Below are 25219 nucleotides of genomic sequence, written 5' to 3' on the forward strand. Positions count from 1 at the left end.
GGGTTGTGGAGCCCGTTGTCGATCAACAAGGAGGACCCGTGCCCACGATCCGTCGCCCCCGTGCGCTGCGTTCCGGCGATCTCGTGGTCGTCACCGCGCCCTCGGGCCGGCTGGAGCCCGGTGAGGAGCCGCTGCTCGCTCGCGGTGTGGCGGTACTGGAGCGGATGGGTTTCCGCGTGCGGGTCAGTCCGCTGGTCGACCCCGCACGGGGCCGTTGGTGGGCGGCGGGCACACCGGCGGAGCAGGCCGCCGAACTCAACGCGCTGCTCCGGGACCCGGAGGTGCGGGCCGTCGTCGCGCACACCGGGGGCCAGGCGACCATCGGTTACCTCGATCTGATCGACCTCGACGCGGTCCGGGCCGACCCGAAGCCGATCATCGGCTACAGCGACATCTCGCTGCTGCACATGGCGTTGTACGCCAGGACCGGCCTCGTCGGCTTCCACGCCGACATCGCCACCCACGGCTTCGGCAGCGACTGGTACACGTTGGGCGACGAGGCCCGCCGGTCCGAACTCGTCGACCTCTACGCCCGTGCGCTCACCAAGGCCGAGGCGCCGGGCACGCTGCCGGCCGGGGGGACGTGGCAGACCTGGCGGCCGGGCCGCGCGCAGGGGCCACTGGTCGGCGGCTTGCTGAACCGTCTGGTCCAGTTGCAGGCGACACCGTTCGCGCTGGACGCCGAACGGTTCGACGGCGCCGTCCTGTTCTGGGAAGAGCTGCAGCGGCCGGTCTCACGGGTCTGGTGCGACCTGCACGCCTTGCGGCTGTCCGGCGTGCTGGACCGGATCGCGGGCATGGTGGTCGGCATCCCGAGCGAGGTCACGCCCTACGAGGACGGCGACGACCGGATTGGTCTGCGCGACGTCGTGCTCGACGTCCTGGCGGAGCGCGACATCCCCGTCCTCGCCCAGGTCGACTTCGGCCACACCTCCCCGAACCTCCCCCTGCCGCTCGGCGTCCGCGCGGACGTGGACGCCGACAACCGGACCCTGTCCCTGCTCGAACCGGTGGTCGCGGAACGCTGAGCCCGGGGGTACCGCCGCAGGGCCCGTATCCTGAAGCAGGCGATGCGGGCACTGCCGACACGCCTCGCCCCTGCCCGCTCCAGCCGGGCGCCGTCCCACCCGGGGCGCGGCCACCCGGCAGAGGATCAGGAGTTGACCAGTGATCAGTCTGGCCGCGGTGGGGGGAGTGGCCCTGGTCGAACTGGGCATGGCCCTGACCCCGGGACCGAACATGATCCACCTCGCCTCCCGGGCGATCACCCAGGGCCGCAGGGCGGGCCTGGTCAGCCTGAGCGGGACCGCCGTGGGCTTCCTGTGCTATCTCGCGGCCGCGGCGGCGGGCCTGTCCGCGCTGTTCGCCGCCGTGCCGCCGGCGTTCACGGTGGTCAAGCTCGCCGGGGCCGCCTATCTGGCGTACCTGGCCTGGGAGATGCTCAGGCCCGGTGGGCGTTCGCCCTTCGCTCCGGCCCAGGACCTGCCCCCGGTCTCCGACGCCCGCCTGTTCTCGATGGGGCTCCTGACCAACCTGCTCAACCCCAAGATCGCTCTCATGTACGCCGCTCTCCTGCCCCAGTTCATGGAGCCGCAGGCGGGCCCGGACTGGGCGCAACTGCTCCAGCTGGGCGGTGTGCAGATCATCGTGGGGATCTCGGTCAACGCTCTGATCATGCTGGGCGCGGCGCGGGTGTCGGGGTTCCTGGCCGCCCGGCCCCGTGTGATGACCGCCCAGCGGTTCGCGTCAGGCGGCCTGCTCGGCTTCTTCGCGCTGCGCACCGCCCTGTCCCGTACGCCCGCCGCGGCCTGAGCCACACCCGCGCACCCGCACCTCCGGGGACGGCACGATCCGCGCCTCGGTGGCCGTCCGGGCGGACGACGGCTGGATCGGACGGCAGCGGTTCGGCGACGGGGAGTGGGCCGACACGGTGGCCCGGCTCCACGGCATGTTCACCGGCTGGAACCCGGAACTGACCGCGATGATCGACGCCTGCGACCCCGGATCGCTGGTCGCGCGCCACCATCACGGCCCTGCCGGTCGGCACCCGCTGGCCGTCGCGCCCGGACGTCACCCTGCTCGGTGACGCCGCCCATCTGATGCCCCCGGTGGGCGAGGGTGCCAACCAGGCGATGCTGGACGGCGTGGTGCTGGCCCGGGCGATCGCCGGGCACGCGGCCGACCCCGCCGCGGCGATCGCTGCCTACGAGGCCGGGATGTTCGAACGCACGGCGGCGATCGGGGCCGGCTCGGCGCGGCTGGAGCAGAGGGGTCTCGCGCCGGACGCGGCCGAGCGGATGGCAGCCTGTTTCGGCTGGTTCCGCGTCCGGACCAGGCCGCCCCCCCCGCCCGTGCGGACCTCGACTTGAGGCCCCAGGGCGGGGCGTCGGCTGTCCCCACTTCGCCGAGGGGTTGACGTGTACCTGTCGTACTGGCTTGATGGGAGCGCTCCCACAACCATTCCGCTTCCTTGCCTCACTCCAGGAGCCGCAGTGAGAACGACAAGAAGCACGACTCCCCCCGCCGCACCCGCCTTGTGGACAGCCCTGATCACCCTCCTCGCCCTGCTCGCCCTCACCCCGAGCACCGCCCACGCCGCCGCCCCCGAACCCCCCTCCGCCGCCGCAACCGGCCTGCACATCAGCGACGGCCGCCTCCTCGAAGGCAACGGCAACGACTTCGTGATGCGCGGCGTCAACCACGCCCACACCTGGTACCCCGGCGAGACCCGGTCCCTCGCCGACATCAAGGCACTCGGCGCCAACACCGTCCGCGTCGTCCTCTCCGACGGCCACCGCTGGTCGCGGAACACCCCCGAGGACGTCGCCGCCGTCATCGCGAACTGCAAGGCCAACCGCCTGATCTGCGTCCTCGAAGTGCACGACACCACCGGCTACGGCGAAGACGCCGCCGCCGGCACGCTCGATCACGCCGCCGACTACTGGATCAGCCTCAAGGACGTCCTGGCCGGCCAGGAGGACTACGTCATCGTCAACATCGGCAACGAGCCGTGGGGCAACACCGACCCGCAGGGCTGGACCGCTCCCACCACCGCCGCGATCCAGAAGCTCCGCGCCGCCGGCTTCGAGCACACCATCATGATCGACGCCCCCAACTGGGGCCAGGACTGGCAGCAGGTCATGCGGACCAACGCGCAGACCGTCTACGACGCCGACCCCACCGGCAACCTACTCTTCTCCATCCACATGTACAGCGTCTTCGACACGGCCGCCGAGATCACCGACTACCTGAACGCCTTCGTCACCGCCGGACTGCCCCTCGTCATCGGCGAGTTCGGCGGCCCCGCCGACGCCTACGGCGACCCGGACGAGGACACCATGCTGGCCACCGCCGAGCAGCTCGGCCTCGGCTACCTCGCCTGGTCCTGGAGCGGCAACACCGACCCGGTCCTCGACCTCGTGCTCAACTTCGACCCGGCGCGGATGACGTCCTGGGGCGAGCGCGTCTTCCACGGGGCGAACGGCATCGCCGCCACGGCGAAGGAGGCCACGGTCTTCGGCGGCGCCGCCCCCGACACCCAGGCCCCGACCGCCCCCGGCACCCCGGTGGCGTCCGCCGTCTCCGCCACCTCCGTCACCCTCACCTGGCCCGCCGCCACGGACAACACCGGCGTCACCGGCTACGAGGTGGTCCGCGTCAACGGCGCGACGGAGACGACGGCCGCGTCCTCCGCGACCACCTCGGTCACCGTGCCGTCCCTGACCGCCGACACGGCGTACACCTTCGCCGTCTACGCCAAGGACGCGGCCGGCAACCGGTCCGCCCGCTCCGCCACGGTCACCGTCACCACCGACGAGGACACCGGCACCCCGGGCGCCGCCTGCTCCGTCGGCTACCGCGTGGTGGGCGAGTGGCCCGGCGGCTTCCAGGGCGAGATCACCGTCCGCAACACCGGAACGGCGGCGGTGAGCGGCTGGACCCTGGGCTTCACCTTCCCGTCCGGCCAGACCATCACCAACATGTGGGGCGGCACGCCGGCCCAGAGCGGTTCCTCGGTGACGGTCGCCGCCGCGTCGTACACATCGGCGATCCCGGCGGCCGGTTCGGTCACGCTGGGCTTCACCGGCACGAAGCTCACCACCAACGCCGCGCCGACGGCCTTCACCCTCGACGGGACGCGCTGCTCCGCGGGGTGAGCGGCCCGGTGAACACGCCCACGCGTCAAGGGACACGGCCGGCGTGGGCCCTCGGGACCAGGTGATCGGCCGGGCGGATGCAGTGCGCGTGATGGCCCTGCTCCGGCTCGACCGAAACGGTGAGACTACAGGTTGTTCACCGCTTCGCTGATCGTCGCTACGAGCGCGGCAAGGGGGGCGAAGCCTTCCGTCGCCACCGCCAGCCCGGCAAGGAGTCGTCGCAGCCTGCCGGTCGGGGAGGGGGACGAGGTGACAGCGTCGCGTGCCCGCTCGGTCTCTTCGATCAGCTCGGAGCGTTCAGGGTGATCGGACTGGGCGAGTTCGTCGATGAGCCGGGACAGCAGCTGACGGATTTCCTCCATGGCGGCGTCCTGGTCCGTGTCCGTCTGCTCCGCTGCGGCGGTGTGGCGAATCTCCGCCTTGGCTCCCTTGCCGCTCGCGACCGCGTTCCAGGAGACGTCCGCGCCGTTACTGGCGGTGATTCCGTAGTTCGTTCCCATGCCGATTCCTTTCGATTGCCGACAGCAGTGGTACGGTTCACCTTCTCCGCAGGGGACTTCGGGTGTTGTTCTTCATAGAGATGCGCGACCTCGTGCCCGAGGCGACCGAATTGCCCCTGACCTTCGCACCGGCTCCGACGATCAGACCGTTGTTGATGATCACGTTCCGGTGCTCCAGCAGAGCGCTCACGTCGAAACGATGTTGACGGGCGAACTCGATCAGAGCGTCCAGCGCGCGTCGTTCGTACGCCTTGCCCGCCAGGCTGTCGTCGAGCTTTTGGAAGTGGTTCTGGTACTCGTCCTTGGACGCGCTCTCCCGGACCGCGAACTTCGCACCGTAGTTGAAATTATCGGTTTCCTCGATCTGTCGCCGCTGTTTGCGAGGACGCAACCGCATACGGAAGGCCCAGATCAGTCCCTTGATGCCACGTTCTGGTGAAGTCAGCAGGGCGAACAACGTGCGGATCGCGGTTCTGCCCGACAGCTTCACCAGGTCGAAGAGACTGGGGCGCCGCGTGATGGTGTCGATCCTCTGGTATCGCTCCCGGAGCGGGCAGAGAACCGTGTGGACGCCGTCCACGGAGAGGCTGGACCCGTAAACAGCGAACCGGAGAAAGAAGGAGCTGACCAGCCAGCCGTCCCAGCTTGTGCTGTGTACGGCGAGATACGGTCGGGCCCCCTCGTCCGGGACCCGCTTCAGGTGGTCCAGGTCCTCCGCGGAGATGCTCGCCGCCGGCCTTCCGAACCGGCTCTCCAGGAGCGGCCGGCTCTCTTTGAGGCCCTCCCCGGCGACGAACAGTCGCTCTTCGATCTGTGCGCCGGGCAGCGAGAGGTCGTGCAGACGCTCGGAGACGTACGCGTAGAGGTCCGTCACGTCGAATCCCAGAGGGTCGCCGCCCGGATCGCTTCCCTTGCTGGTGTCCAGGGTGAAGGACCAGGACTCGCGCTCGGTACCGTACCCCGTGAAGGGCGAGTAGCCGCTGTATACGCTGACGTTTCCCCCGGCGTAGGCACTCGCCTGAGCGATGAGTTCACCGATTCTTCCGCTGGGCGCAGGAGGCGCCTGCGCGGGGTCGAAATTCCCTGGCCGAAGGTTTTTCAAGGGGCGCCCGTACAGTGTTGACACTTCGAAGCAGAATATGATCACCCAGGCGCCGAGGAGGAGCGAGATCAGCCGTAACGCGTGATCGGGAGAGCAGACTAATTTCATCTTCTCTGGGCACGTCATGAATCCGGCTGGCACAAGAAGTGCGGAAAGGGAAAGATCTCGAACGAGGTGCCGCCTATTGCTTCGAAAAGCATGCCGAGCCACGACGGAAAGGTCACATCCGGGCGCCGGGGCAACTCCACGATGGGGTTCGGTCACGACCATTTCGATGATTGATTTCGCGTACTTCCAGTCCAGGTAGGCGGCGGCGCACAGGTATCGGGTCACGTCGCTCTGCCCGGTGGGCGTCGCGTTCGTCGTCTTCGGCAACGTGCCAAAGACGCTCTCGCCGTTCTCCCGCGGCCTTGGCCCCGGCACCGGCGCCGCGCCCCTCGTGGGGCTCTCTTCCGGCTGTCGCACATGCCCCCCAGGCATCAATCGGTCACGTCTGGCGGAAGACCGTCCGGTGGATCAGTGAAGCCTCAACGGTACCGTCCCAGGGTCTCCGAGAAGGGTCGATCCGGGCACTTCACCTGTTGGAGTGCGAAAGTGACGGACGGGGTCGCTGCGGGAGCGGGTGGCGCCTGACCCGACTTGCCGAAGGGGTTCCCCGAGGACGTCGTGAGGGCGCGCGCAACCGTGAGCCCGGTGCCACGGACATCGCCGGAAAGCGGCAGTGTGCCGACGGGCCGAGGCGAGTACCACGGCTGCGGGGAGCAGCACGGCGAGCGCTGGCAGAGAGCCGGTTCCGGGACCGCGTAAAGTGCGATTCCGTCACCCGTCGCACCGCGGGAGTGCCACCCCCCATCGCCAGACCCGAGGAACCGAGCCGCCGTGAACCCCGTCCCCTCCCCGCCCGTGACCGTCGTCGGGATCGGAGCCGACGGCTGGGACGGCATCCCGGACGCCTCCCGTGCCGTCCTGCGCGACGCCCAGGTCGTCGTCGGCGGTCCCCGCCAGCTCGATCTCCTGCCCCCCGAGTGCGCCGGGGAGCGGATCGCCTGGCCCTCCCCGCTGCGCCCCGCCGTCCCCGGCCTGCTCGCGGCGCACGCCGGGCGCCGGATCGCCGTGCTGGCCAGCGGCGACCCCATGTTCTACGGCATCGGCCGCGCCCTCACCGACGTACTGGGCGCCGGTGCCGTGCACGTCCTGCCGCACCCGTCCTCCGTCTCCTACGCCGCCGCCCGGCTCGGCTGGCCGCTGGAGGACGTCGAGGTGGTCACCCTCGTCGGTCGTCCGGCCCCCCGGCTCGCCGCCGCCCTGCACCACGGCCGCCGCCTGCTCGTGCTCAGCGCCGACGCCACCACCCCCGCCACCGTCGCCGCCCTGCTGCGCGACCGCGGCTTCGGTCCGAGCCGGATGCGGGTGCTGGAGCGGCTCGGCGCACCCGAGGAACACACCAGTGAGCCGTCCACCGCCGACGACTGGACGCGTCCGCCCGGCGACCCCCTCAACCTCGTCGCCGTCGAGTGCCGCCGCGCCTCCGACGCCCCGCACCTCGGCGCCGTCCCGGGCCTGCCGGACGACGCCTACGAGCACGACGGGCAGCTCACCAAGCGGCATGTGCGGGCCGCCACCCTCGGCATGCTCGCCCCCGCCCCCGGCGAACTGCTGTGGGACATCGGCGGCGGCTCCGGCTCGGTCGCGATCGAGTGGATGCGCGTCCACCCCTCCTGCCGTGCCGTCACCGTCGAACGCGACCCCCCCCGCGCCGAGCGCATCGCCCGCAACGCCGAGCGGCTCGGTGTGCCGGGGCTGAAGGTGGTGACCGGCCCGGCGCCCGACGTGCTCGGCGGACTCCCTTCCCCGGACGCCGTCTTCGTCGGCGGCGGGCTCACCGCGCCCGGTCTGCTGGACGTCTGCTGGGAGGCGCTCCCCGCCGGCGGGCGGCTGGTCGCCAACACCGTCACCCTGGAGTCGGAGGCGCTGCTCGCCGACGCCCGCCGCCGCTACGGCGGTGAACTGGTCCGGCTTGCCGTCGCGCACGCCGTTCCGGTGGGCGGCTTCACCGGGTGGCGGCAGGCGATGCCGGTGACGCAGTGGGCGGTACGGAAGGTCTGACGTGCACGTCCTCATCCTCGGCGGGACCGCCGAGGCCCGCCGGCTCGCCGAGTCGCTGGCAGCAGGCCGGCCGCACGCCCGCGTGACCACCTCCCTCGCCGGACGGGTCGCCGCGCCCCGCACACCCCCCGGTGAGCTGCGTGTCGGAGGGTTCGGCGGGGCCGAAGGGCTGGCCGACTGGCTGCGCGCGCATGCCGTGGACGCCGTCATCGACGCCACCCACCCCTTCGCCGGCACCATCAGCCGCAACGCGGAACAGGCTGCCGCCGCCACCGGCGTACCGCTGCTCGTGCTGCGGCGGCCCGGCTGGCAACCCGTCGCGGGAGACCTCTGGCACGAGGCCGGTTCTCTCACCGAGGCCGCCGCACTGCTGCCCTCCCTCGGGCGCCGGGTCTTCCTCACCACCGGACGGATGGGGCTCGCCGCCTTCGCGGACGGCCCGGACGACCTGTGGTTCCTCGTACGGTCCGTCGAACCTCCCGAGCCCCCGCACCCGCCGCGCATGGACGTGCTCCTCGACCGGGGGCCGTTCACCCTCGACGGGGAGCGGCGCGTCCTGGCCCGGTACCGGATCGACGTGCTCGTCACCAAGGACAGCGGGGGAGCGGCCACCGCGCCGAAGCTGACGGCCGCCCGGGAGGCGGGCGTGCCGGTGGTGGTCGTGCGGAGGCCGCCGGTGGCGGAGGGGGTGCCCGTGGTCGCCGATCCGGAGGCCGCCCTCCGGTGGGTCACCGGATAGGGCTCACTCCGCCTCGCTCGCCAGCGCGTTGACCGCCGCCGCGGCCATCGCGCTGCCCCCGCGCCGGCCCCGTACCACCAGGTACTCCAGGCCGAACGGGTTGGCCGCCAGGGCGTCCTTCGACTCCGCCGCCCCGACGAAGCCGACCGGTACGCCGATGACGGCGGCGGGGCGCGGGGCGCCGTCCCGGATCATCTCCAGGAGCCGGAACAGCGCGGTCGGCGCGTTGCCCACCGCCACCACCGCGCCGTCCAGCCGCTCCCGCCACAGTTCCAGCGCGGCGGCGCTACGGGTCGTGCCGAGCCGGGCGGCCAGGCCGGGAACGGCCGGGTCGGAGAGGGTGCAGAGCACCTCGTTGCCGGCGGGCAGCCGGGTGCGCGTGACGCCGCTCGCGACCATCCGCACGTCGCAGAGGACCGGCGCCCCGGCGCGCAGCGCCGCGCGGGCGCTCTCCGCGACACCGGGCGAGTACGCGATGTCCTCGACGAGGTCGACCATGCCGCAGGCGTGGATCATCCGGACCGCCACCCGGCTCACATCGGCCGGCAGCCTCCCGAGACCGGCCTCCGCGCGGATGGTGGCGAAGGACTGCCGGTAGATCTCGGCACCGTCCCGCTCATAGTCGTACGTCGTCACTCCGGGAGCATATCCACCGTCAAGCGCGCTCCCCGAAGGCGTCCAGGATCTCCTCCGCCGCCCGCGTCGCCGTCAGCTCGCCCTCCCGGACCCGCCGCTCCAGCTCGGGCGCGAGACGGCGGACCGCCGGGTCGGCGTGCAGGCGGCCCAGCAGTTCGTCGTGGACCATCGTCCACGTCCAGTCGACCTGCTGCTCGCGGCGCCGGGCGGCGAGGCGGCCGGTGGAGTCCAGGAGCGTACGGTGCTGCTCCAGGCGGTCCCAGACGGTGTCCAGGCCCGTCGACTCCCGGGCGCTGCAGTGCAGGACCGGCGGGGTCCAGAAGGCGTCCTTGCCGTGCATCAGGCGCAGCGCGCCCGCCAGTTCGCGGGCGGCGGCCCGCGCGTCGCGTTCGTGCGGGCCGTCCGCCTTGTTGACGGCGATGACGTCGGCCAGCTCCAGGACGCCCTTCTTGATGCCCTGCAACTGGTCGCCGGTGCGGGCCAGGGTGAGGAGCAGGAAGGAGTCGACCATGTCGGCGACCGCCGTCTCCGACTGGCCCACGCCCACCGTCTCCACCAGCACCACGTCGTACCCCGCCGCCTCCATCACCACGATCGACTCGCGCGTCGCCTTCGCCACCCCGCCGAGCGTGCCCGCCGTGGGGGAGGGCCGGACGAACGCCGCCGGGTCGACGGCGAGGCGCTCCATCCGCGTCTTGTCGCCGAGGATGGAGCCGCCGGTCCGGGTGGAGGAGGGGTCGACGGCGAGGACGGCCACCCGGTGGCCGAGCCCGGTCAGCATCGTGCCGAAGGCGTCGATGAACGTCGACTTGCCGACCCCCGGCACCCCGCTGACCCCGATCCGCCGGGCCCGGCCGCTGTGCGGGAGCAGCTCGGTCAGCACCTCCTGGGCCAGTGCGCGGTGCTGGGGGCGCGTCGACTCCACGAGGGTGATCGCGCGGGCGATCACCGCCCGCTTGCCGTCGAGGACACCCTTGACGTAACCGTCGACATCCAGCATCACAGCTCGCCGTGACCGAGGTCGGCCGCCAGCTTCGCCACCAGGTCGTGGGCGGCGTCCGGGATCACCGTCCCGGGCGGGAAGACCGCCGCCGCGCCCATCTCCAGCAGCGTGGGCACGTCCTGCGGCGGGATCACCCCGCCCACCACGATCATGATGTCCTCCCGGCCCTCCTCGACGAGCTGCTCGCGCAGCGCCGGGACGAGGGTGAGGTGCCCGGCGGCCAGCGACGACACCCCGACGATGTGCGCGTCCGCCTCGACCGCCTGCCGGGCCACCTCGGCCGGCGTCTGGAACAGCGGGCCGACGTCCACGTCGAAACCGAGGTCGGCGAAGGCGGTGGCGATGACCTTCTGGCCCCGGTCGTGACCGTCCTGGCCCATCTTGGCGACCAGTATGCGCGGCCGGCGGCCCTCGGCCTCGGCGAAGGCGTCCACCAGGGCCCGGGTGCGGTCCACGTTCGGCGCCTGACCTGCCTCGTTCCGGTACACCCCGGAGATGGTACGGATCTGGCCCGCGTGCCGCCCGTAGACCTTCTCCAGGGCGTCCGAGATCTCACCCACCGTGGCCTTGGCCCGCGCCGCATTCACCGCCAGCTCCAGCAGGTTGCCGTCGCCCCCGGCGGCCCGGGTCAGCGCGTCGAGCGCGGCCCGGCAGGCGGCCTCGTCCCGCTCCTCGCGCAGCCGCCGCAGCTTGGCCGACTGCCGTTCCCGCACCGAAGAGTTGTCGACCTTGAGGACCTCGATCCTCTCGTCGGTCTCCACCCGGTACTTGTTGACGCCGATCACCGGCTGCCGCCCCGAGTCGATCCGGGCCTGTGTCCGCGCCGCCGCCTCCTCGATGCGCAGCTTGGGGATGCCCGCGTCGATGGCCCGCGCCATGCCGCCCGCCGCCTCCACCTCCTCGATGTGCTGCCAGGCGCGGCGCGCGAGGTCGTACGTCAGCCGCTCCACGTACGCGCTGCCGCCCCACGGGTCGATCACCCGCGTCGTGCCCGACTCCTGCTGGATGAGCAGCTGGGTGTTGCGGGCGATGCGGGCGGAGAAGTCGGTGGGCAGTGCCAGCGCCTCGTCGAGGGCGTTGGTGTGCAGCGACTGGGTGTGGCCCTGGGTGGCGGCCATCGCCTCCACGCACGTACGCGTGACGTTGTTGAACACGTCCTGCGCGGTGAGCGACCAGCCGGAGGTCTGGGAGTGCGTGCGCAGGGAGAGCGATTTGGCGTTCTTCGGGTCGAACCGCTTCACCAGCTTCGCCCACAGCAGGCGCGCCGCGCGCAGCTTGGCGATCTCCATGAAGAAGTTCATGCCGATCGCCCAGAAGAAGGACAGGCGGGGCGCGAAGGCGTCCACGTCCAGCCCCGCTTCCCGGCCCGCCCGGATGTACTCCACGCCGTCCGCGAGGGTGTACGCCAGCTCCAGGTCGGCCGTCGCGCCCGCCTCCTGGATGTGGTAGCCGGAGATGGAGATCGAGTTGTAGCGGGGCATCCGCCGCGAGGTGTAGGCGAAGATGTCGGAGATGATCCGCATCGACGGCTTCGGCGGATAGATGTAGGTGTTGCGGACCATGAACTCCTTGAGGATGTCGTTCTGGATGGTCCCGGCGAGCTTCTCGGGCGGCACGCCCTGCTCCTCCGCCGCCACGATGTACAGCGCCAGTACGGGGAGCACCGCGCCGTTCATCGTCATCGACACCGTCATCCGGTCCAGCGGGATGCCGTCGAAGAGCTGCCGCATGTCGAGGATCGAGTCGATCGCCACGCCCGCCATGCCGACGTCACCGGTCACGCGCGGGTGGTCGCTGTCGTAGCCCCGGTGGGTCGGGAGGTCGAAGGCGACCGACAGGCCCTTCTGGCCGGCGGCGAGGTTGCGGCGGTAGAACGCGTTGGACTCCTCGGCCGTGGAGAAGCCCGCGTACTGGCGGATCGTCCAGGGCTGGTTCACGTACATGGTCGGGTACGGGCCGCGCAGGTACGGGGCGATGCCCGGGTAGGTGTCCAGGAAGTCCAGGCCCTCCAGGTCCTGCCCGGTGTACAGCGGCTTGACCGCGATGCCCTCGGGGGTCTCCCAGCGCAGGTCGTCACCGCCGGCGGCGTTCTTCACCGCCGTACGCCACTCGTCGGGTCCGGCGTCGGCGGACGGCGTGCCCAGCTCGATCCCGGAGAAGTCGGGGATGGTCATCGGGACACTCCCATACGGTCGAGCATGCGGTCGAGCGTGGCGGTCAGCACGGCCACGGCGTCACAGCCGGCGAAGACGTACGTGTCGATGCCGTGGTACGTCCCCGGGCGGCCCGCGAGGAACAGGTGCCCGGCACCCGCCGCCCGCAACCGCTCGGCGGCGCCGTCGGCCTGCTCCTCGTACACCGCGTCACTGGAGCACAGGCACGCCTCCCGCGCCCCGCTCTCCTCGAAGGTTCCCTCGGTGACGGTCTCGATGCCGCCCGCCTGGAAGAGGTTGGCGGCGAAGGAGAGGCGGGCGGTGTGCGCGGCGGCCGGGCCGAGCGCGGCGAGGTAGATCCGGGGCCGGGCGCCGGTCGCGGCGAGGTGGGCGTCGGAACGGGCCCGCAGCGCCTCGAACGCCTCGTCCCGCCGCACCCGGGGCAGCCCCCCGGACGGCGGCTCGGGCGCGGGTTCGCGGACCACCGGCTGCTCGGCCAGGTGCGGGAACTCGCTCACCCCCGTGACCGGCTCCCGGCGCGTGGCGAGCTTCGCGCCGCGCGCCGCCCACGTCGCGGCCAGCCGGTCCCCGACCAGGCCCGAGCGCAGCGCCGCCGCCTGACCGCCGCCGCGCTCGATCTCCTGGAAGAACTCCCAGGCGGCGTGCGCCAGTTCGTCCGTCAGCCGCTCCACGTACCAGGAGCCGCCCGCCGGGTCGGTCACCTGGGCCAGGTGGGACTCCTCGATGAGGATGGTGGAGGTGTTGCGGGCGATACGGCGCGCGAACGCGTCCGGCAGCCCCAGCGCGTCGTCGAACGGCAGCACGGTCACGGCGTCGGCGCCACCCGCCCCGGCGGCCAGCGCGGCGACGGTGGTGCGCAGCATGTTCACCCACGGGTCGCGGCGGGTCATCATCACCGGCGAGGTCACCACGTGCTGGAGCTGCCCGCCCGCCCGGGGCGCCCCGCAGACCTCGGCCACCCGCGCCCACAGCCGCCGCGCGGCCCGCAGCTTGGCGATGGTCAGGAACTGGTCGGCGGTCGCCGCGTACCGGAACTCCAGCTGTCCCAGGGCTTGTTCGGCGCTCAGGCCGGTGCCGGTCAGCTCCCGCAGATACGCCACCCCGGTCGCCAGCGAGCAGCCCAGCTCCTGCGCCGCCGACCCGCCGGCCTCGTGGTACGGCAGCGCGTCCACGGTCAGCGCCCGCAGCCCCGGGTACCGCTCGGCGTACCCGGGCACGTCCGCGAAGGCGACGTCGTACGGCTGTCCCGTGCGGGCCTCGTGGCCCAGCGGGTCGGCGCCCAGGCTGCCGCGCACCGCCTCCGGGGCGGTGCCCCGCTCCTCGTGCAGCGCGAGCAGCCGCCGTACGGCCTCCCCGGTCTCGGCGCCGGCGTCCAGGACGACCGGGGCCAGGTCCAGGTGGACGCCGTCGAGGGCGGTGGCGAGGGCGCCTGCCGGGAGGCCGGCCAGCCACAGGGAGGTGACGCCGTTCTCCAGGTCGGCCAGGACCGCGGCCCGGTCGGCGACCGTGTGCCGCTGGCGCACGTCCCAGCCGCCCGCCGTGTGTCCTTCCGCGCGGCCACCGCGCACGAAGGGCGCGAAGCCGGGCAGCCCGGGGTCGGGCGCGGCGTCCCGGGCGGTGTAGAGGGGCCGGACGCGGAGTCCGTCTTCCAGCTCGGTGGACAGTTTCCGCTCCGCCTCGGTGTCCGAGATCTCCTTGCCGGACTTGCGCAGAACACCCGCCACGAGGTGCTGCCACTGCTCATGTGTCGCGTCAGGGAACTCGGTCGCCAGCGGGAGCCTGTCGTCAGGCAGGGCCGTCATGGTCGGGATGCTAGGGCAGAAGGATGTACGCGCAGCAGAGGGCACGTGGTGACCTTCTTCTCTTCGGTCATGTGATGTGGAACGCTCGCCCGTTCGACGCAGCCGGTGTGACACGCGTCACGCCGCTCCATGTGAGTGGGGTACCGGGACAATGTCCGTACGCTCCCGTGAGGCGTGGGACACGGATACGGGGATGAGGGCGCCATGACGGCTGGGGGGTGCTCGCGGGCGGGACGTGCCGCGGTGTGCGCGGCCGTCTGCGTCGTGCTGGCCGCGCTCGGGCACATCCTGATGTCCGGTGCGGCGGTGCCCTGGTGGGCGATGGCCGGCGGTGCGGTGGTCACCGGCGGTGCGGCGTGGCGGCTCGCGGGCCGGGAACGCGGGCCCGTGGCGGTCGTCGCCTTCACGGTGGCCGCCCAGACGGCGCTGCACGGCTGTTTCACGCTCACCCAGGCGCCGGTGCCGGGCATGCCGGCGGTACCTGGGGCGTCCGCCATGCAGGCGATGTCCTCCATAGGGCCGACGAACTCCACGGGCTCGATGGGGCCGATGGGCTCGATGGCCTCGATGGGGGCCGGTCACGCACACGTCATGGAGCACGGCGGCACGGTGGCCGGGACGTCCTCGGTCGGCATGCTCGCCGCCCACCTGTTGGCCGCCCTGCTCAGCGGGCTCTGGCTCGCGCGCGGGGAACGCGCCGTCTTCCGGGTCCTGCGCGCCGTAGCGGGCTGGCTCCGCGCGCCGCTGCGCCCGCTGCTGCGGGCCCCCGCGCCGCCGGAGCGTCCGCGGGTCCGCGCGCGCCGGGGCGGTTCCGGGGGTGCGCCGCGCCGGCTCCCGCTCACGTACGCGATCACGTCCCGGGGTCCGCCCGCAGGGGTCGCTGTCGCCTGACGACAGCCGGCTTCCCGAGGCCGCCGCGGACCGGCGCGACCGTCCGCCGCCTCGGGCACCGGCCGCGCACCGCCGTGCCCGGCCGCCCCTTTCACCCATGCACCGGCACGGGCCGCCGTGCGCGTCGTACGCGCCGCTGCCCGACGCCGGTCGCGGACCCGAAGGACACTCAGGTGACCCTTGTGACCACTGTGACCACTGCAGCCTCGCCGTACCCACCGGGCGAGCCGGAGGCAACACCGGGAGAGGAGTCGATAACCGCCTGGGCGCTGGCCGCCCGCGCCGGGGACGCCGACGCGGTCGAGCGCTTCGTCCGTGCCCTGCACCGCGACGTCCGCCGCTACGTGACGTTCCTCGGCGCCGATCCGCAGAGCGCCGACGACCTGGCCCAGGACACGTTCCTGCGGGCCCTCGGCAGCCTGCACCGCTTCGAGGGCCGCTGCTCGGCCCGCACCTGGCTGCTGTCGATCGCGCGCCGCGCGGTGGCCGACAGCATCCGCCGTACGTCCAGCCGGCCCCGGCTGTCGGACACCGAGGACTGGGAGGCGGCCGTCGAACGCGCCCAGTCGCGGGACCTGCCCGGCTTCGACGAGGGTGTCGTCCTCGCCGCGCTGCTGGACGCGCTGCCCGCCGACCGCCGGGAGGCGTTCGTCCTGACCCAACTCCTGGGCCTGCCCTACGCGCAGGCCGCCGCCGTCAGCGACTGCCCGGTCGGCACGGTCCGCTCCCGCGTGGCCCGCGCCCGCACCGCGCTGCTCCGGTCCCTGTCAGAGGCCGAGGGCGAGGACGAAACCGAGGGCGAGGGGGTGCCGGCCGTCATGGCGGCGGCCTGAGGGCAGGGGTCGAGCAGGGGTGAAGCAGGGGTGAGGCACCCTCGCGCAGGGCGGGTCCGGAGGGTCCGGCATGCTCATAGGGCCCTCCGGTTCGGTCGCGGATCGTGTCGCTGTTGGGCCGAACGGGTGACTTGGCGTAAGAATTGGCTGGTGCAGGCATTGAAGGCGAGTCGGAGCGGTCGGATCGGGGGGAGCCGGTGAACAGTCACGACGTCACCGATGAACAGTGGGAGGGGCTCGCCCAGGTCGTTCCGTTGCGCGGACGCGACGCGTGGCCGTCCTCGGTGGGGCATCGCGCGCTGCCCGAGGCGGAGACCGAGGCCCGGCGCCGATTCGTGGTGATGCGGGTCAATGTGTTCGCGGACGCCCGCGAGGTCGCCGAGACGCTGATGTCGGGCATCCCGGTGCTGCTCGACCTCACCGGCGCGGAGACGGACGTCGCCAAGCGCGTCCTGGACTTCAGCACGGGTGTCGTCTTCGGCCTGGCGAGCGGGATGCACCGCGTCGATCGCAATGTGTTTCTGCTCACACCGGCGGGCACGGAGGTCACGGGGCTGATGCAGGGGGCCGGGATTCCCGGGATGTGACGGCGGGGCGGGGCGCGGCGGTCGGCCCGCGAGGCTGACGGCGGCCAAGGCGGCCCGTGCCGTGACAGTGCCGTCCCCGAACGCGGGACCGCCCCGAAGGCGGGCGGAACGGTTCGCCGGCGAACCGGGTCCCACGGTCCGGGCGGACCGCGCCCCCGTCCTCGGCCCCGCCGCGATGTGCGCGCGGGGGCACATCCGGCTGGTGGGCGCGGTCCGCGACGCCTCCTGGGCGCCGGGACGGCGGGCGTCACGGTGGTACACCTGGAGCCGTGACCGATGAAGATCCCCTGGACGTGCCGGCACTCCAGCGCCGCCTGGCCGAGTTCGCCGCCGCGCGCAACTGGCAGCCGTACCACACCCCGAAGAACCTCGTGGCCGCGCTGAGCGTGGAGGCGTCCGAACTCGTCGAGATCTTCCAGTGGCTGACGCCCGAGCAGTCGGCCCGCGTGATGGACGACCCCGGCACCGCGCACCGGGTGCGGGACGAGATCGCCGACGTACTGGCCTATCTGCTCCAGCTCTGCGAGGTGCTCGGCGTCGACCCGCTGGCCGCCCTCTCGGCGAAGATCGACCGCAACGGACGGCGCTTCCCGGTGCCCGGCTCCGACCTGGCGGAACCACCAACTCCATAATCACGTACAGTAGTTGTTTCTCTGCCCGAAACCGAATTGTTGTCCAGAGATTTCCGTCTTCCTCTGGCTTTTCGGGCCCCTTGCCCTCACTCTGGGTAGTGGACAACGGAGTTCGGGCGGACGCGCCGCGAGCGCGTCGGGACAGACGGGGACGACCCATGGACGCGGTGCGGCTCATTGTGACGAGCAGACGTGCCCTGACCGCCGGCGGCGACGTGCCGCACATGCTGGCGGAGGTGTGGCAGGCGCAGGCCCTGGCCCAGGCCATCGGCAGCCGGCTGGCGGTCGTCGGGCCACCGGCCCTGCGCGGCGAGGCCCGGGGCCTCACCGAGCTGGCCGGACGCGGCTGCGGCGTCCTCGGCGATCCCGACCTGCCCCCCGGTGAGCTGCGCGCCGCCCAGCTCACCGAACTGGGCGACGCCCGCCAGACCCTGATGCGCCTGGGCACCCTGCTCGCCGAGACCGGCATCGCCCTCGTCGCCCTGGCCTGCGCGGCGGACGACGAGGGCATGTACTGGCAGTGCGTGGAGGCCATCGACGCGGCCGACGAGTCCCGCGACCGGGTCCTGCGGATGCTGGGCACGCTCGCGGAGGAGGACGGGACGCCGGAGCGCGAGGCGGGGTAGCGGTCACGGACCCCGCCAGGACGGCGGGTGCCGCCGGAGGCGAGGGCTCCGGCGCGCAGGGCGGGGGTGGGGACCCGGAGGCGGCCGAGCGTGCAGGATGGAACCATGGATCTCCGCATCTTCACCGAGCCCCAGCAGGGGGCCACCTATGACACCTTGCTCACCGTCGCCAAGGCCACCGAGGACCTCGGCTTCGACGCCTTCTTCCGCAGCGACCACTATCTGAAGATGGGCTCCGTGGACGGCCTCCCCGGCCCCACCGACGCCTGGATCACCCTGGCCGGCCTCGCCCGCGAGACCAAGCGCATCCGCCTCGGCACGCTGATGACCGCCGGCACCTTCCGGCTGCCCGGCGTGCTCGCCATCCAGGTCGCGCAGGTCGACCAGATGTCCGGCGGACGCGTCGAACTGGGCCTGGGCGCGGGCTGGTTCGAGGAGGAGCACAAGGCGTACGGCATCCCCTTCCCGAAGGAGAAGTTCGGCCGCCTGGAGGAGCAGCTCGCCATCGTCACCGGCCTGTGGGCCACCGAGGCCGGCAAGACCTTCGACTTCCACGGGAAGTTCTACGACCTCACCGACTCGCCCGCGCTGCCCAAGCCCGCGCAGGCCAAGGTGCCCGTCCTCATCGGCGGCCACGGCGCCACCCGCACCCCGCGGCTGGCCGCCCGGTACGCGGACGAGTTCAACATCCCGTTCGCCTCCGTCGAGGACACCGAGCGGCAGTTCGCGCGGGTCCGGGCCGCCGCCGAGGAGGCCGGGCGCGGCGCCGACGCGCTGACCTACTCCAACGCCCTCGTCGTCTGCGTCGGCAAGGACGACGCCGAGGTCGCCCACCGGGCCGCCGCCATCGGCCGCGAGGTGGACGACCTCAGGGCCAACGGCCTGGCCGGCTCCCCGGCCGAGGTCGTCGACAAGATCGGCCGCTACGCCGAGGCCGGCGTCCAGCGCGTCTACCTCCAGCTCCTCGACCTGCACGACCTGGACCACCTGGAGCTGATCTCCGCCCAGGTCCAGTCCCAGCTGGCGTAGCCGTGCGAGGCCGGTGCCCGCCCGCCGAGCGGGCACCGGCCTCGGACAACCAGTCGTCACACGGCTGCGCCCGCGAGCTGGAGACCCCGCTCGGCAGGCTCGGCCACACCGACGGCATTCACCCCGAGGGCGTCCGCCCCGACGGCATTCACCCCGAGGGCGTCCGCCCCGACGGCGTCCGCCCCGACGGCGTCCGCCCCGACGGCATCCGCCCCGAGGGCCGCACCGCCGTCTTCGTCGGCGACCTCGCCGGCCGGGACTCGGACGTATCCGCCGAGCGGGTCTGCTACGAGCCGGCCGCCAAGCCGCTCGCCACCGCGGCGCCGCCGCCGCGGCGCCCTGCGCCGTCCCCGCCGCCCCCGCGCTGCCCCCACCGCGGCGCCGCCCCGCTGCCCGCCGCCCCGCCGCGACGGCCGCCCGGCCCCTGGTCACTGACCGGTCCCCCCGTCGCTGACCGGGCACTCTCGTCACCGCCCGGGCCCCCCTCGTCACCGCCCGGGCACTCTCGTCATCGCCCGAGCCCCCCTCGTCACCGACCTGGTCACCCCTTGTCGCTGACGGGTGCCGCCGGCGCCCCGTCCGGCTGTCGTCGGGGCGTCGGGAGGGCGGTGGCGCGGTCCCGGGCCGCCAGGTGGTCCGTCAGCCGCAGCAGGGGCTGGGTCAGGAGGGTCGTCGTGAGGGCCATGAAGACCAGGACCGTGTAGAGGGGGCCGCTCAGCAGGCCCGCCTGGCGGCCCGCGTCCAGGGCGATCAGCTCGGTCAGGCCGCGGGCGCTGAGCAGCACGCCGACGGTCCGCGCGTCGTGCCGGTCGAGGCCGCCCAGCCGGGCGGCGACGGTCCCGCCGCCGACCTTCGTGGTCACCGCCAGCACCGTCACCACCAGCAGCGCGATCCAGCCGGTGGCGCCCATGCCGGCCAGGGTCACCGACTGCCCCGAGACCACGAAGAAGAACGGCAGCAGCAGCGAGCCGACGTCGTGCAGCGGACGCAACAGGTCCGGATCGAGCGTGCCGCCCTCCTCGCGCGGCACCACCACCCCGGCGAGCAGCGCCCCGAAGATCACGTGCAGCCCGAGGGAGTGCGTCACCCACGCCGAGGCCAGGGCGAAACCGAGCAGCAGCGCCAGCCGCAGCGAGGGCTCCAGCCGCGTACGCCACAGCAGCCGCCGCAGTACCGGCCGGGCCGCGACCCCCATCACGGCCACGAACCCGGCGGCCAGCGCCACCCGCCACGGCCAGCCCAGCCCCTGAGCCCCGCCGCCGCGGTCCATCATCGCCCCGGCCAGCACCGTCCAGCCGATCACGTCCAGCACCCCGGCCGCCGAGACCGCCACCACGCCCGGCACCGACCGGGACAGGCCGTTCTCCCGCACGATCGCCGTCAGCACCGGCACCGCCGTGATCGACAGCGCCACCCCGGCGAAGACCACGGCGGCCGGCGGCAGATCCCGGGGCATGCCCAGGTCGTGGAGCTGGTCTTGGAACAACAGGGCGCAGCCGCTGCCCACCGCCATCGGCAGCGCGAACGACGCCAGCGCCACCGTCACCGCCGTACGCGCCCGGTCGCCGAGCATCCGCAGATCCAGCTCGTAGCCCACGCCGAACAGGAACACCACGAGGGCCAGTTGCGCCAGCCCGGTCAGGGCGGGGCCGAGGGCCGCCGGGAAGAGCGTCGCGTACGCGTCGGGGGCGATCGCGCCCAGCAGGGACGGGCCGAGGGCGATGCCCGCGGTCAGCTGGCCGATGATGGAGGGCTGCCGGAGCCGCCGGGCCAGCCATCCGGCGGCGTGCGCGGCCACCAGAATCAGCGCAGACGCACCCACGAAGTGAGTGATCAGGGCGTCTTGGTCCACTGGCGTCTCCCGTTTCTCCCGTACCGCTCGCTGACGACCGTCCCAGCCTGTGGGGCACCGGGCGTCGCACCGCAGGGGGCACGCGCGCTCCGCGCCCGGGCGCCGGGAGCACGGCCCGGCGGTCGACGGCGTCCGGCGCACGGGTCAGCGGCGTGCCGCGCCCCGCTGCGCCCGAGGGGCGCCCCCCGGCCGGAAAATGCGCCCGTCGGCCGGGTGAAGACCCGCCCGACTGGTCAGGATGGAGACATGGGATTCCACGTCGACTCCGAGGCCGGCCGGCTCGGCCGCGTCATCCTGCACCGGCCGGATCTGGAGCTGAAACGGCTCACGCCCAGCAACAAGGACGCCCTCCTCTTCGACGACGTGCTCTGGGTGCGCCGGGCGCGCGCCGAGCACGACGGTTTCGCCGACGTACTGCGCGACCGCGGGGTCGCCGTCCACCTCTTCGGCGACCTGCTCACCGAGACCCTCGACATCCCGGCCGCCCGGGAACTGGTGCTGGACCGGGTCTTCGACGAGAAGGAGTACGGCGTCCTGGCCACCGACCACCTCCGCGCCGCCGTCGAGCCGCTGCCCGCCCGCGACCTGGCCGAACTGCTGGTCGGCGGCATGACCAAGCGCGAGTTCCTGGAGGCGCACCCCGAGCCGGTCTCCGTGCGCTTCCACGTCATGGAGCTGGACGACTTCCTGCTGGACCCGCTGCCCAACCACCTGTTCACCCGGGACACCTCCGCCTGGATCTACGACGGCGTCTCCATCAACGCGATGCGCTGGCCCGCCCGGCAGCGCGAGACGGTCCACTTCGAGGCGATCTACCGGCACCACCCGCTCTTCCGGGCGGAGCGCTTCCCGCTCTGGTCCGAGGGCCAGGCCGACTACCCCTCCACCATCGAGGGCGGCGACGTCCTGGTCATCGGCAACGGCGCGGTCCTCATCGGCATGAGCGAGCGCACCACCCCGCAGGCCGTGGAGATGCTCGCGCACAAGCTGTTCGCGGCCGGCTCGGCCCGCACCATCGTCGCCCTCGACCTGCCGAAGTCCCGCGCCTTCATGCACCTCGACACCGTGATGACCATGCTCGACGGTGACACCTTCACCCAGTACGCCGGGCTCGGCATGCTGCGCTCCTACACCATCGAGCCCGGCACCGTCGACAAGGAGCTGAAGGTCACCGACCACCCGCCGGAGCACATGCACCGCGCGATCGCCGCCGCGCTGGGCCTGAGCGAGATCCGGGTGCTGACCGCGACCCAGGACGTCCACGCGGCCGAGCGGGAGCAGTGGGACGACGGCTGCAACGTGCTCGCCGTCGAACCGGGCGTCGTCGTCGCCTACGAACGCAACGTCACGACCAACACACACCTGCGGAAGCAAGGCATCGAGGTGATCGAGATCCCCGGTAGTGAACTGGGCCGGGGCAGGGGCGGCCCGCGGTGCATGAGCTGCCCGGTGGAGAGAGATCCCGTATAAGAATTCAGGGGCCTGTATAGTATTCCGTTAGTATGGAGTCGGTAACCCGTACTTCGCTGTTCTCGTACCTCTGGAGCGCCCCATGGCGACTGTCCCGACCGCCCTCGCCGGCCGGCCCTTCCTCAAGGAGCTGGACTTCACCGCCGAGGAGTTCCGCGGCCTGGTCGAGCTGGCCGCCGAGCTGAAGGCCGCCAAGAAGGGCGGGACCGAGACCCGGTACCTGCGCGGCAAGAACATCGCGCTGATCTTCGAGAAGACCTCCACGCGCACCCGCTGCGCCTTCGAGGTCGCCGCCGCCGACCAGGGCGCCGCCACCACCTACCTGGACCCGTCCGGCTCGCAGATCGGCCACAAGGAGTCCGTGAAGGACACCGCGCGGGTACTGGGCCGGATGTACGACGGGATCGAGTACCGGGGCGACAGCCAGGCCAAGGTCGAGGAACTGGCCGCCTTCGCCGGCGTGCCCGTCTTCAACGGCCTCACCGACGACTGGCACCCCACCCAGATGCTGGCCGACGTGCTCACCATGAGCGAGCACAGCGACAAGCCCCTGGACCGGATCGCCTTCGCCTACCTCGGCGACGCCCGCTTCAACATGGGCAACTCCTACCTGATCACCGGCGCCCTGCTCGGCATGGACGTCCGGATCGTCGCCCCCAAGACCTACTGGCCCGCCCAGGACATCGTCGACCGGGCCCACGAGCTGGCCGTCACCAGCGGCGCGCGGATCACCCTGACCGAGACCCTGGCCGAGGGCGTGCGCGGCGCCGACTTCGTCGCCACCGACGTGTGGGTCTCCATGGGCGAGCCCAAGGAGGTCTGGACGGAGCGGATCGCCGCGCTGGCCCCGTACGCGGTGACCATGGACGTGCTGCGCGCCACCGGCAACCCGGACGTGAAGTTCCTGCACTGCCTGCCCGCCTTCCATGACCTGGGCACCAAGGTCGGCCAGGACGTCTTCGACGCGCACGGCCTGGACTCCCTGGAGGTCACGGACGAGGTCTTCGAGTCGCCGTACTCGGTCGTCTTCGACGAGGCCGAGAACCGGCTGCACACCATCAAGGCCGTCCTGGTCGCCACCCTGGCCTGATCGGCCCCCACTCCGTCCGGCGGCACCGGAACCACCCCACCCGGCGCCGCCGCGCGCGACCACCCTCGCGCCCCGCACCACCGCGTACCACCAGAAACGAGCACCACCCGCATGCCCCGCACCAAGTCCCCCCACCTCCTCGTGGCCGAGTCCGGCGCCGACCGGGCCGGCCACAGCCTGAAGCGCACGATGGGGCTGTTCCAGCTCGTCTGCTTCGGCGTCGGCGCGATCGTCGGCACCGGCATCTTCGTCGGCCTGTCCGACTCGGTCGGCGAGGCCGGCCCGGCCGTCGTGATCTCCTTCGTCCTCGCCGCGATCACCTGCGTGCTCACCGCGTTCGCCTTCGCCGAGCTGGGCGGCGCGATCCCGGTCTCCGGCTCCTCCTACTCCTTCGCCTACGCCGGCCTCGGCGAGACCACCGCCTTCCTGGTCGGCTGGTGCCTGCTCCTGGAGTACGGCGTCTCGGTCTCCGCGGTCGCGGTCGGCTGGAGCCAGTACGTCAACGAACTCCTGGACGGCGTCCTGGGCATCCAGCTCCCCGACGCGCTGTCCGCCGGCCCCGGCGACGGCGGCGTGATCAACCTCCCGGCCGTGATCGTCATCGCCCTGGCCTGCGTCCTGCTGGTCCGGGGCGTGCGCGAGAGCGCCCGCGCCACCGCCGCGATGGCGGTGCTGAAGCTCGCCGTCCTGGTCGCCTTCTGCGCCATCGGCTACACCGCCTTCGAGGACGGCAACCTCACCCCGTTCTCCCCGGCCGGCCTCGGCGGCATCGGCGCCGGCACCACGGCCGCGTTCTTCTCGTACATCGGCTTCGACGCGATCACCACCGCCGGTGAGGAGGCGAAGAACCCGCGCCGCGACATCCCCGTCGCCATCCTGGTCTGCATCGGCCTGGTCACCCTGCTGTACTGCGCGGTCGCCCTCGCGGCCATCGGCGCCATCGGCGGCGACGCCGTCGGCGACCGCCCCGCCGCCCTCTCCTACGTCGTCGACCAGGTCACCGGCTCCGCCGTCGGCGGCACGATCGTCGCCTTCGGCGCGGTGGTCGCCATCGCCTCCGTCGTCCTCGCCGTGATGTACGGCCAGACCCGCATCCTGATGTCCATGTCCCGCGACGGCCTGATCCCGCGCGTCTTCGAGAAGGTCTCCCCGCGCACCGCCACCCCGGTCGCCGGCACCTGGATCGTGGGCCTGGTCTTCGCCCTGCCGGCCGCGTTCGCCTCGCTGGACTCGGTGGTCAACCTGTGCACCATCGGCACCCTCGCCACCATGGCCGTCGTCAATGTCGCGGTCCTCGCCCTGCGCCGCCGCGAACCGGGCCTGGCCCGCACCTTCCGGGTACCGCTCTACCCGGTCACCCCCCTGCTGGGCATCGCCTTCTGCCTCTACCTGATGTACGAGACGGGCAGCACGACCTGGATCCAGTTCGCCGTGTTCCTCGCGGCGGGCCTGCTGGTCTACGCCGGCTACGGGCGCCGCAACTCCCGGCTGGCCCGCCCCGGGGCCGGCGTCACGCCGGACGCCGCTGAGCGGGGACCGCGGGGAGCCTGAACCAGACCGCCTTGCCGGAGCCGGTGGGGCGGTGCCCGCAGGAGGAGCTGAGGGCGCGGATCAGCAGCAGTCCGCGCCCGCCCTCCTGCAAGGGGTCGGGCTCGGGCGGACACGGGACGGTGAGGCCGGTGGGCGGCGCCGGGTCCGGGTCGTGCACCTCGACCCGGCAGCCGGTCGGCAGCAGCTCCACCACCAGCTCGATCGGCGTCTCGCCGGCGGTGTGCTCGACGGCGTTGGCGACCAGCTCGGCCGTCAGCAGCTCCGCCGTGTCGCAGTCGGCGGCGTGCCGCAGCTCGGCCAGCGCCGTACGCACCAGGGCACGGGCGACCGGCACGGCCGCGGCGGTGTGCGGCAGCGCTACGCGCCAGGAGGCGGAGGCGGGAGTGGAATCGTGCACGACGGTTTCCGTTCGTGGAACAGGCGGCCCTGTCCGGCTTTC

At 72.7% G+C, this 25219-nt stretch carries 24 protein-coding genes and 1 pseudogene; 17 read left to right on the forward strand and 8 right to left on the reverse strand.

Annotation, left to right across the window (positions count from 1 at the left end):
• The first annotated feature begins 38 nt into the window (after nucleotides 1-38).
• The 5 genes from ACZ3IG_RS14580 to ACZ3IG_RS14600 all read left to right on the forward strand — a co-directional run bounded on the left by ACZ3IG_RS14580 (nucleotide 39) and on the right by ACZ3IG_RS14600 (nucleotide 4157).
• The gene (locus ACZ3IG_RS14580; protein WP_467432007.1) at nucleotides 39-1028 is read left to right on the forward strand and encodes a S66 peptidase family protein; all 990 of its coding nucleotides are present in this window, start codon (nucleotides 39-41) and stop codon (nucleotides 1026-1028) included.
• Nucleotides 1029-1167: 139 nt separating this feature from the next.
• Nucleotides 1168-1812, forward strand: coding sequence for a LysE family translocator (locus ACZ3IG_RS14585; RefSeq protein WP_467432008.1), 645 nt, complete (start codon nucleotides 1168-1170; stop codon nucleotides 1810-1812).
• 49 nt (nucleotides 1813-1861) lie between these two features.
• Nucleotides 1862-2086 carry a hypothetical protein gene (locus ACZ3IG_RS14590; protein ID WP_467432009.1) on the forward strand — a complete coding sequence of 75 codons (225 nt, stop codon included), beginning with the start codon at nucleotides 1862-1864 and terminating at the stop codon, nucleotides 2084-2086.
• Between the two features lie 22 nt (nucleotides 2087-2108).
• Nucleotides 2109-2369 carry a hypothetical protein gene (locus tag ACZ3IG_RS14595; RefSeq protein WP_467432012.1) on the forward strand — a complete coding sequence of 87 codons (261 nt, stop codon included), beginning with the start codon at nucleotides 2109-2111 and terminating at the stop codon, nucleotides 2367-2369.
• A 123-nt stretch (nucleotides 2370-2492) separates the two neighbouring features.
• Nucleotides 2493-4157, forward strand: a complete 1665-nt coding sequence (locus tag ACZ3IG_RS14600; protein ID WP_467432013.1) for a cellulase family glycosylhydrolase — start codon at nucleotides 2493-2495, stop codon at nucleotides 4155-4157.
• Between the two features lie 125 nt (nucleotides 4158-4282).
• On the opposite strand, the gene ACZ3IG_RS14605 is transcribed toward ACZ3IG_RS14600, so the two are convergent.
• The gene (locus ACZ3IG_RS14605; RefSeq protein WP_467432014.1) at nucleotides 4283-4657 is read right to left on the reverse strand and encodes a hypothetical protein; all 375 of its coding nucleotides are present in this window, start codon (nucleotides 4655-4657) and stop codon (nucleotides 4283-4285) included.
• Between the two features lie 37 nt (nucleotides 4658-4694).
• Nucleotides 4695-6134 (reverse strand): zinc ribbon domain-containing protein, encoded by a 1440-nt coding sequence (locus ACZ3IG_RS14610; protein WP_467432015.1) that lies wholly within the window; start codon nucleotides 6132-6134, stop codon nucleotides 4695-4697.
• Nucleotides 6135-6638: 504 nt separating this feature from the next.
• Here ACZ3IG_RS14610 and cbiE point away from each other — a divergent pair.
• Nucleotides 6639-7865 (forward strand): precorrin-6y C5,15-methyltransferase (decarboxylating) subunit CbiE, encoded by a 1227-nt coding sequence (gene cbiE, locus ACZ3IG_RS14615; RefSeq protein ID WP_467432016.1) that lies wholly within the window; start codon nucleotides 6639-6641, stop codon nucleotides 7863-7865.
• Between the two features lies 1 nt (nucleotide 7866).
• A complete protein-coding gene (locus ACZ3IG_RS14620; protein WP_467432017.1) occupies nucleotides 7867-8604 on the forward strand; it encodes a cobalt-precorrin-6A reductase in 738 nt (245 codons plus the stop codon).
• Between the two features lie 3 nt (nucleotides 8605-8607).
• Here ACZ3IG_RS14620 and ACZ3IG_RS14625 read toward each other — a convergent pair whose 3' ends face one another.
• From ACZ3IG_RS14625 to ACZ3IG_RS14640, 4 genes are read right to left on the reverse strand one after another with little or no spacing between them, the layout of a single operon-like run.
• A complete protein-coding gene (locus ACZ3IG_RS14625) occupies nucleotides 8608-9240 on the reverse strand; it encodes a precorrin-8X methylmutase (protein WP_467432019.1) in 633 nt (210 codons plus the stop codon).
• Between the two features lie 19 nt (nucleotides 9241-9259).
• A complete protein-coding gene (gene meaB / locus ACZ3IG_RS14630; protein WP_467432020.1) occupies nucleotides 9260-10240 on the reverse strand; it encodes a methylmalonyl Co-A mutase-associated GTPase MeaB in 981 nt (326 codons plus the stop codon).
• Nucleotides 10240-12417, reverse strand: a complete 2178-nt coding sequence (scpA, locus tag ACZ3IG_RS14635) for a methylmalonyl-CoA mutase (RefSeq protein WP_467432022.1) — start codon at nucleotides 12415-12417, stop codon at nucleotides 10240-10242. The genes meaB and scpA overlap by 1 nt, the downstream gene beginning before the upstream one ends.
• Nucleotides 12414-14219 carry a methylmalonyl-CoA mutase family protein gene (locus ACZ3IG_RS14640; RefSeq protein ID WP_467432024.1) on the reverse strand — a complete coding sequence of 602 codons (1806 nt, stop codon included), beginning with the start codon at nucleotides 14217-14219 and terminating at the stop codon, nucleotides 12414-12416. Before ACZ3IG_RS14640 ends, scpA begins: the two co-directional genes overlap by 4 nt.
• 204 nt (nucleotides 14220-14423) lie before the next feature.
• Here ACZ3IG_RS14640 and ACZ3IG_RS14645 point away from each other — a divergent pair, with 204 nt between their 5' ends.
• The 7 genes and pseudogenes from ACZ3IG_RS14645 (at nucleotide 14424) to ACZ3IG_RS14675 (ending at nucleotide 18817) form a co-directional block, all read left to right on the forward strand.
• Nucleotides 14424-15110, forward strand: a complete 687-nt coding sequence (locus tag ACZ3IG_RS14645; RefSeq protein WP_467432025.1) for a hypothetical protein — start codon at nucleotides 14424-14426, stop codon at nucleotides 15108-15110.
• A gap of 191 nt (nucleotides 15111-15301) precedes the next feature.
• Nucleotides 15302-15943, forward strand: a complete 642-nt coding sequence (locus ACZ3IG_RS14650; protein ID WP_467432027.1) for a sigma-70 family RNA polymerase sigma factor — start codon at nucleotides 15302-15304, stop codon at nucleotides 15941-15943.
• Nucleotides 15944-16140: 197 nt separating this feature from the next.
• The gene (locus ACZ3IG_RS14655; protein ID WP_215174469.1) at nucleotides 16141-16530 is read left to right on the forward strand and encodes a cell division protein SepF; all 390 of its coding nucleotides are present in this window, start codon (nucleotides 16141-16143) and stop codon (nucleotides 16528-16530) included.
• 148 nt (nucleotides 16531-16678) lie between these two features.
• A pseudogene (locus tag ACZ3IG_RS14660) lies at nucleotides 16679-16803 on the forward strand (ATP-binding protein); the annotation flags it as partial.
• The gene (locus ACZ3IG_RS14665; protein WP_467432029.1) at nucleotides 16800-17162 is read left to right on the forward strand and encodes a nucleotide pyrophosphohydrolase; all 363 of its coding nucleotides are present in this window, start codon (nucleotides 16800-16802) and stop codon (nucleotides 17160-17162) included. The pseudogene ACZ3IG_RS14660 and the gene ACZ3IG_RS14665, both read left to right, overlap by 4 nt.
• A gap of 158 nt (nucleotides 17163-17320) precedes the next feature.
• Complete coding sequence (locus ACZ3IG_RS14670; protein WP_467432032.1) at nucleotides 17321-17788, forward strand: DUF6099 family protein; 468 nt, start codon at nucleotides 17321-17323, stop codon at nucleotides 17786-17788.
• Nucleotides 17789-17893: 105 nt separating this feature from the next.
• On the forward strand, nucleotides 17894-18817 hold the full coding sequence (locus ACZ3IG_RS14675; RefSeq protein WP_467432033.1) for an LLM class F420-dependent oxidoreductase: 924 nt from the start codon (nucleotides 17894-17896) through the stop codon (nucleotides 18815-18817).
• Nucleotides 18818-19358: 541 nt separating this feature from the next.
• Here ACZ3IG_RS14675 and ACZ3IG_RS14680 read toward each other — a convergent pair.
• Nucleotides 19359-20639 carry a cation:proton antiporter gene (locus tag ACZ3IG_RS14680; protein ID WP_467432034.1) on the reverse strand — a complete coding sequence of 427 codons (1281 nt, stop codon included), beginning with the start codon at nucleotides 20637-20639 and terminating at the stop codon, nucleotides 19359-19361.
• A gap of 276 nt (nucleotides 20640-20915) precedes the next feature.
• Between ACZ3IG_RS14680 and ACZ3IG_RS14685 the strand changes: the two genes are divergently transcribed.
• The 3 genes from ACZ3IG_RS14685 to ACZ3IG_RS14695 all read left to right on the forward strand — a co-directional run bounded on the left by ACZ3IG_RS14685 (nucleotide 20916) and on the right by ACZ3IG_RS14695 (nucleotide 24780).
• Nucleotides 20916-22139 (forward strand): arginine deiminase, encoded by a 1224-nt coding sequence (locus ACZ3IG_RS14685; protein WP_467432036.1) that lies wholly within the window; start codon nucleotides 20916-20918, stop codon nucleotides 22137-22139.
• A gap of 82 nt (nucleotides 22140-22221) precedes the next feature.
• Nucleotides 22222-23229: an ornithine carbamoyltransferase gene (argF, locus tag ACZ3IG_RS14690; RefSeq protein ID WP_467432037.1), complete on the forward strand. Its 1008-nt coding sequence runs from the start codon at nucleotides 22222-22224 to the stop codon at nucleotides 23227-23229.
• A 111-nt stretch (nucleotides 23230-23340) separates the two neighbouring features.
• Entirely contained in the window at nucleotides 23341-24780 is a 1440-nt protein-coding gene (locus ACZ3IG_RS14695) for an amino acid permease (protein WP_467432039.1), read from the forward strand.
• Here ACZ3IG_RS14695 and ACZ3IG_RS14700 read toward each other — a convergent pair.
• A complete protein-coding gene (locus ACZ3IG_RS14700; RefSeq protein ID WP_467432041.1) occupies nucleotides 24740-25177 on the reverse strand; it encodes an ATP-binding protein in 438 nt (145 codons plus the stop codon). The genes ACZ3IG_RS14695 and ACZ3IG_RS14700 overlap by 41 nt on opposite strands.
• Between the last annotated feature and the right edge of the window lie 42 nt (nucleotides 25178-25219).

The organism is Streptomyces sp. NPDC016677, from assembly GCF_055562815.1.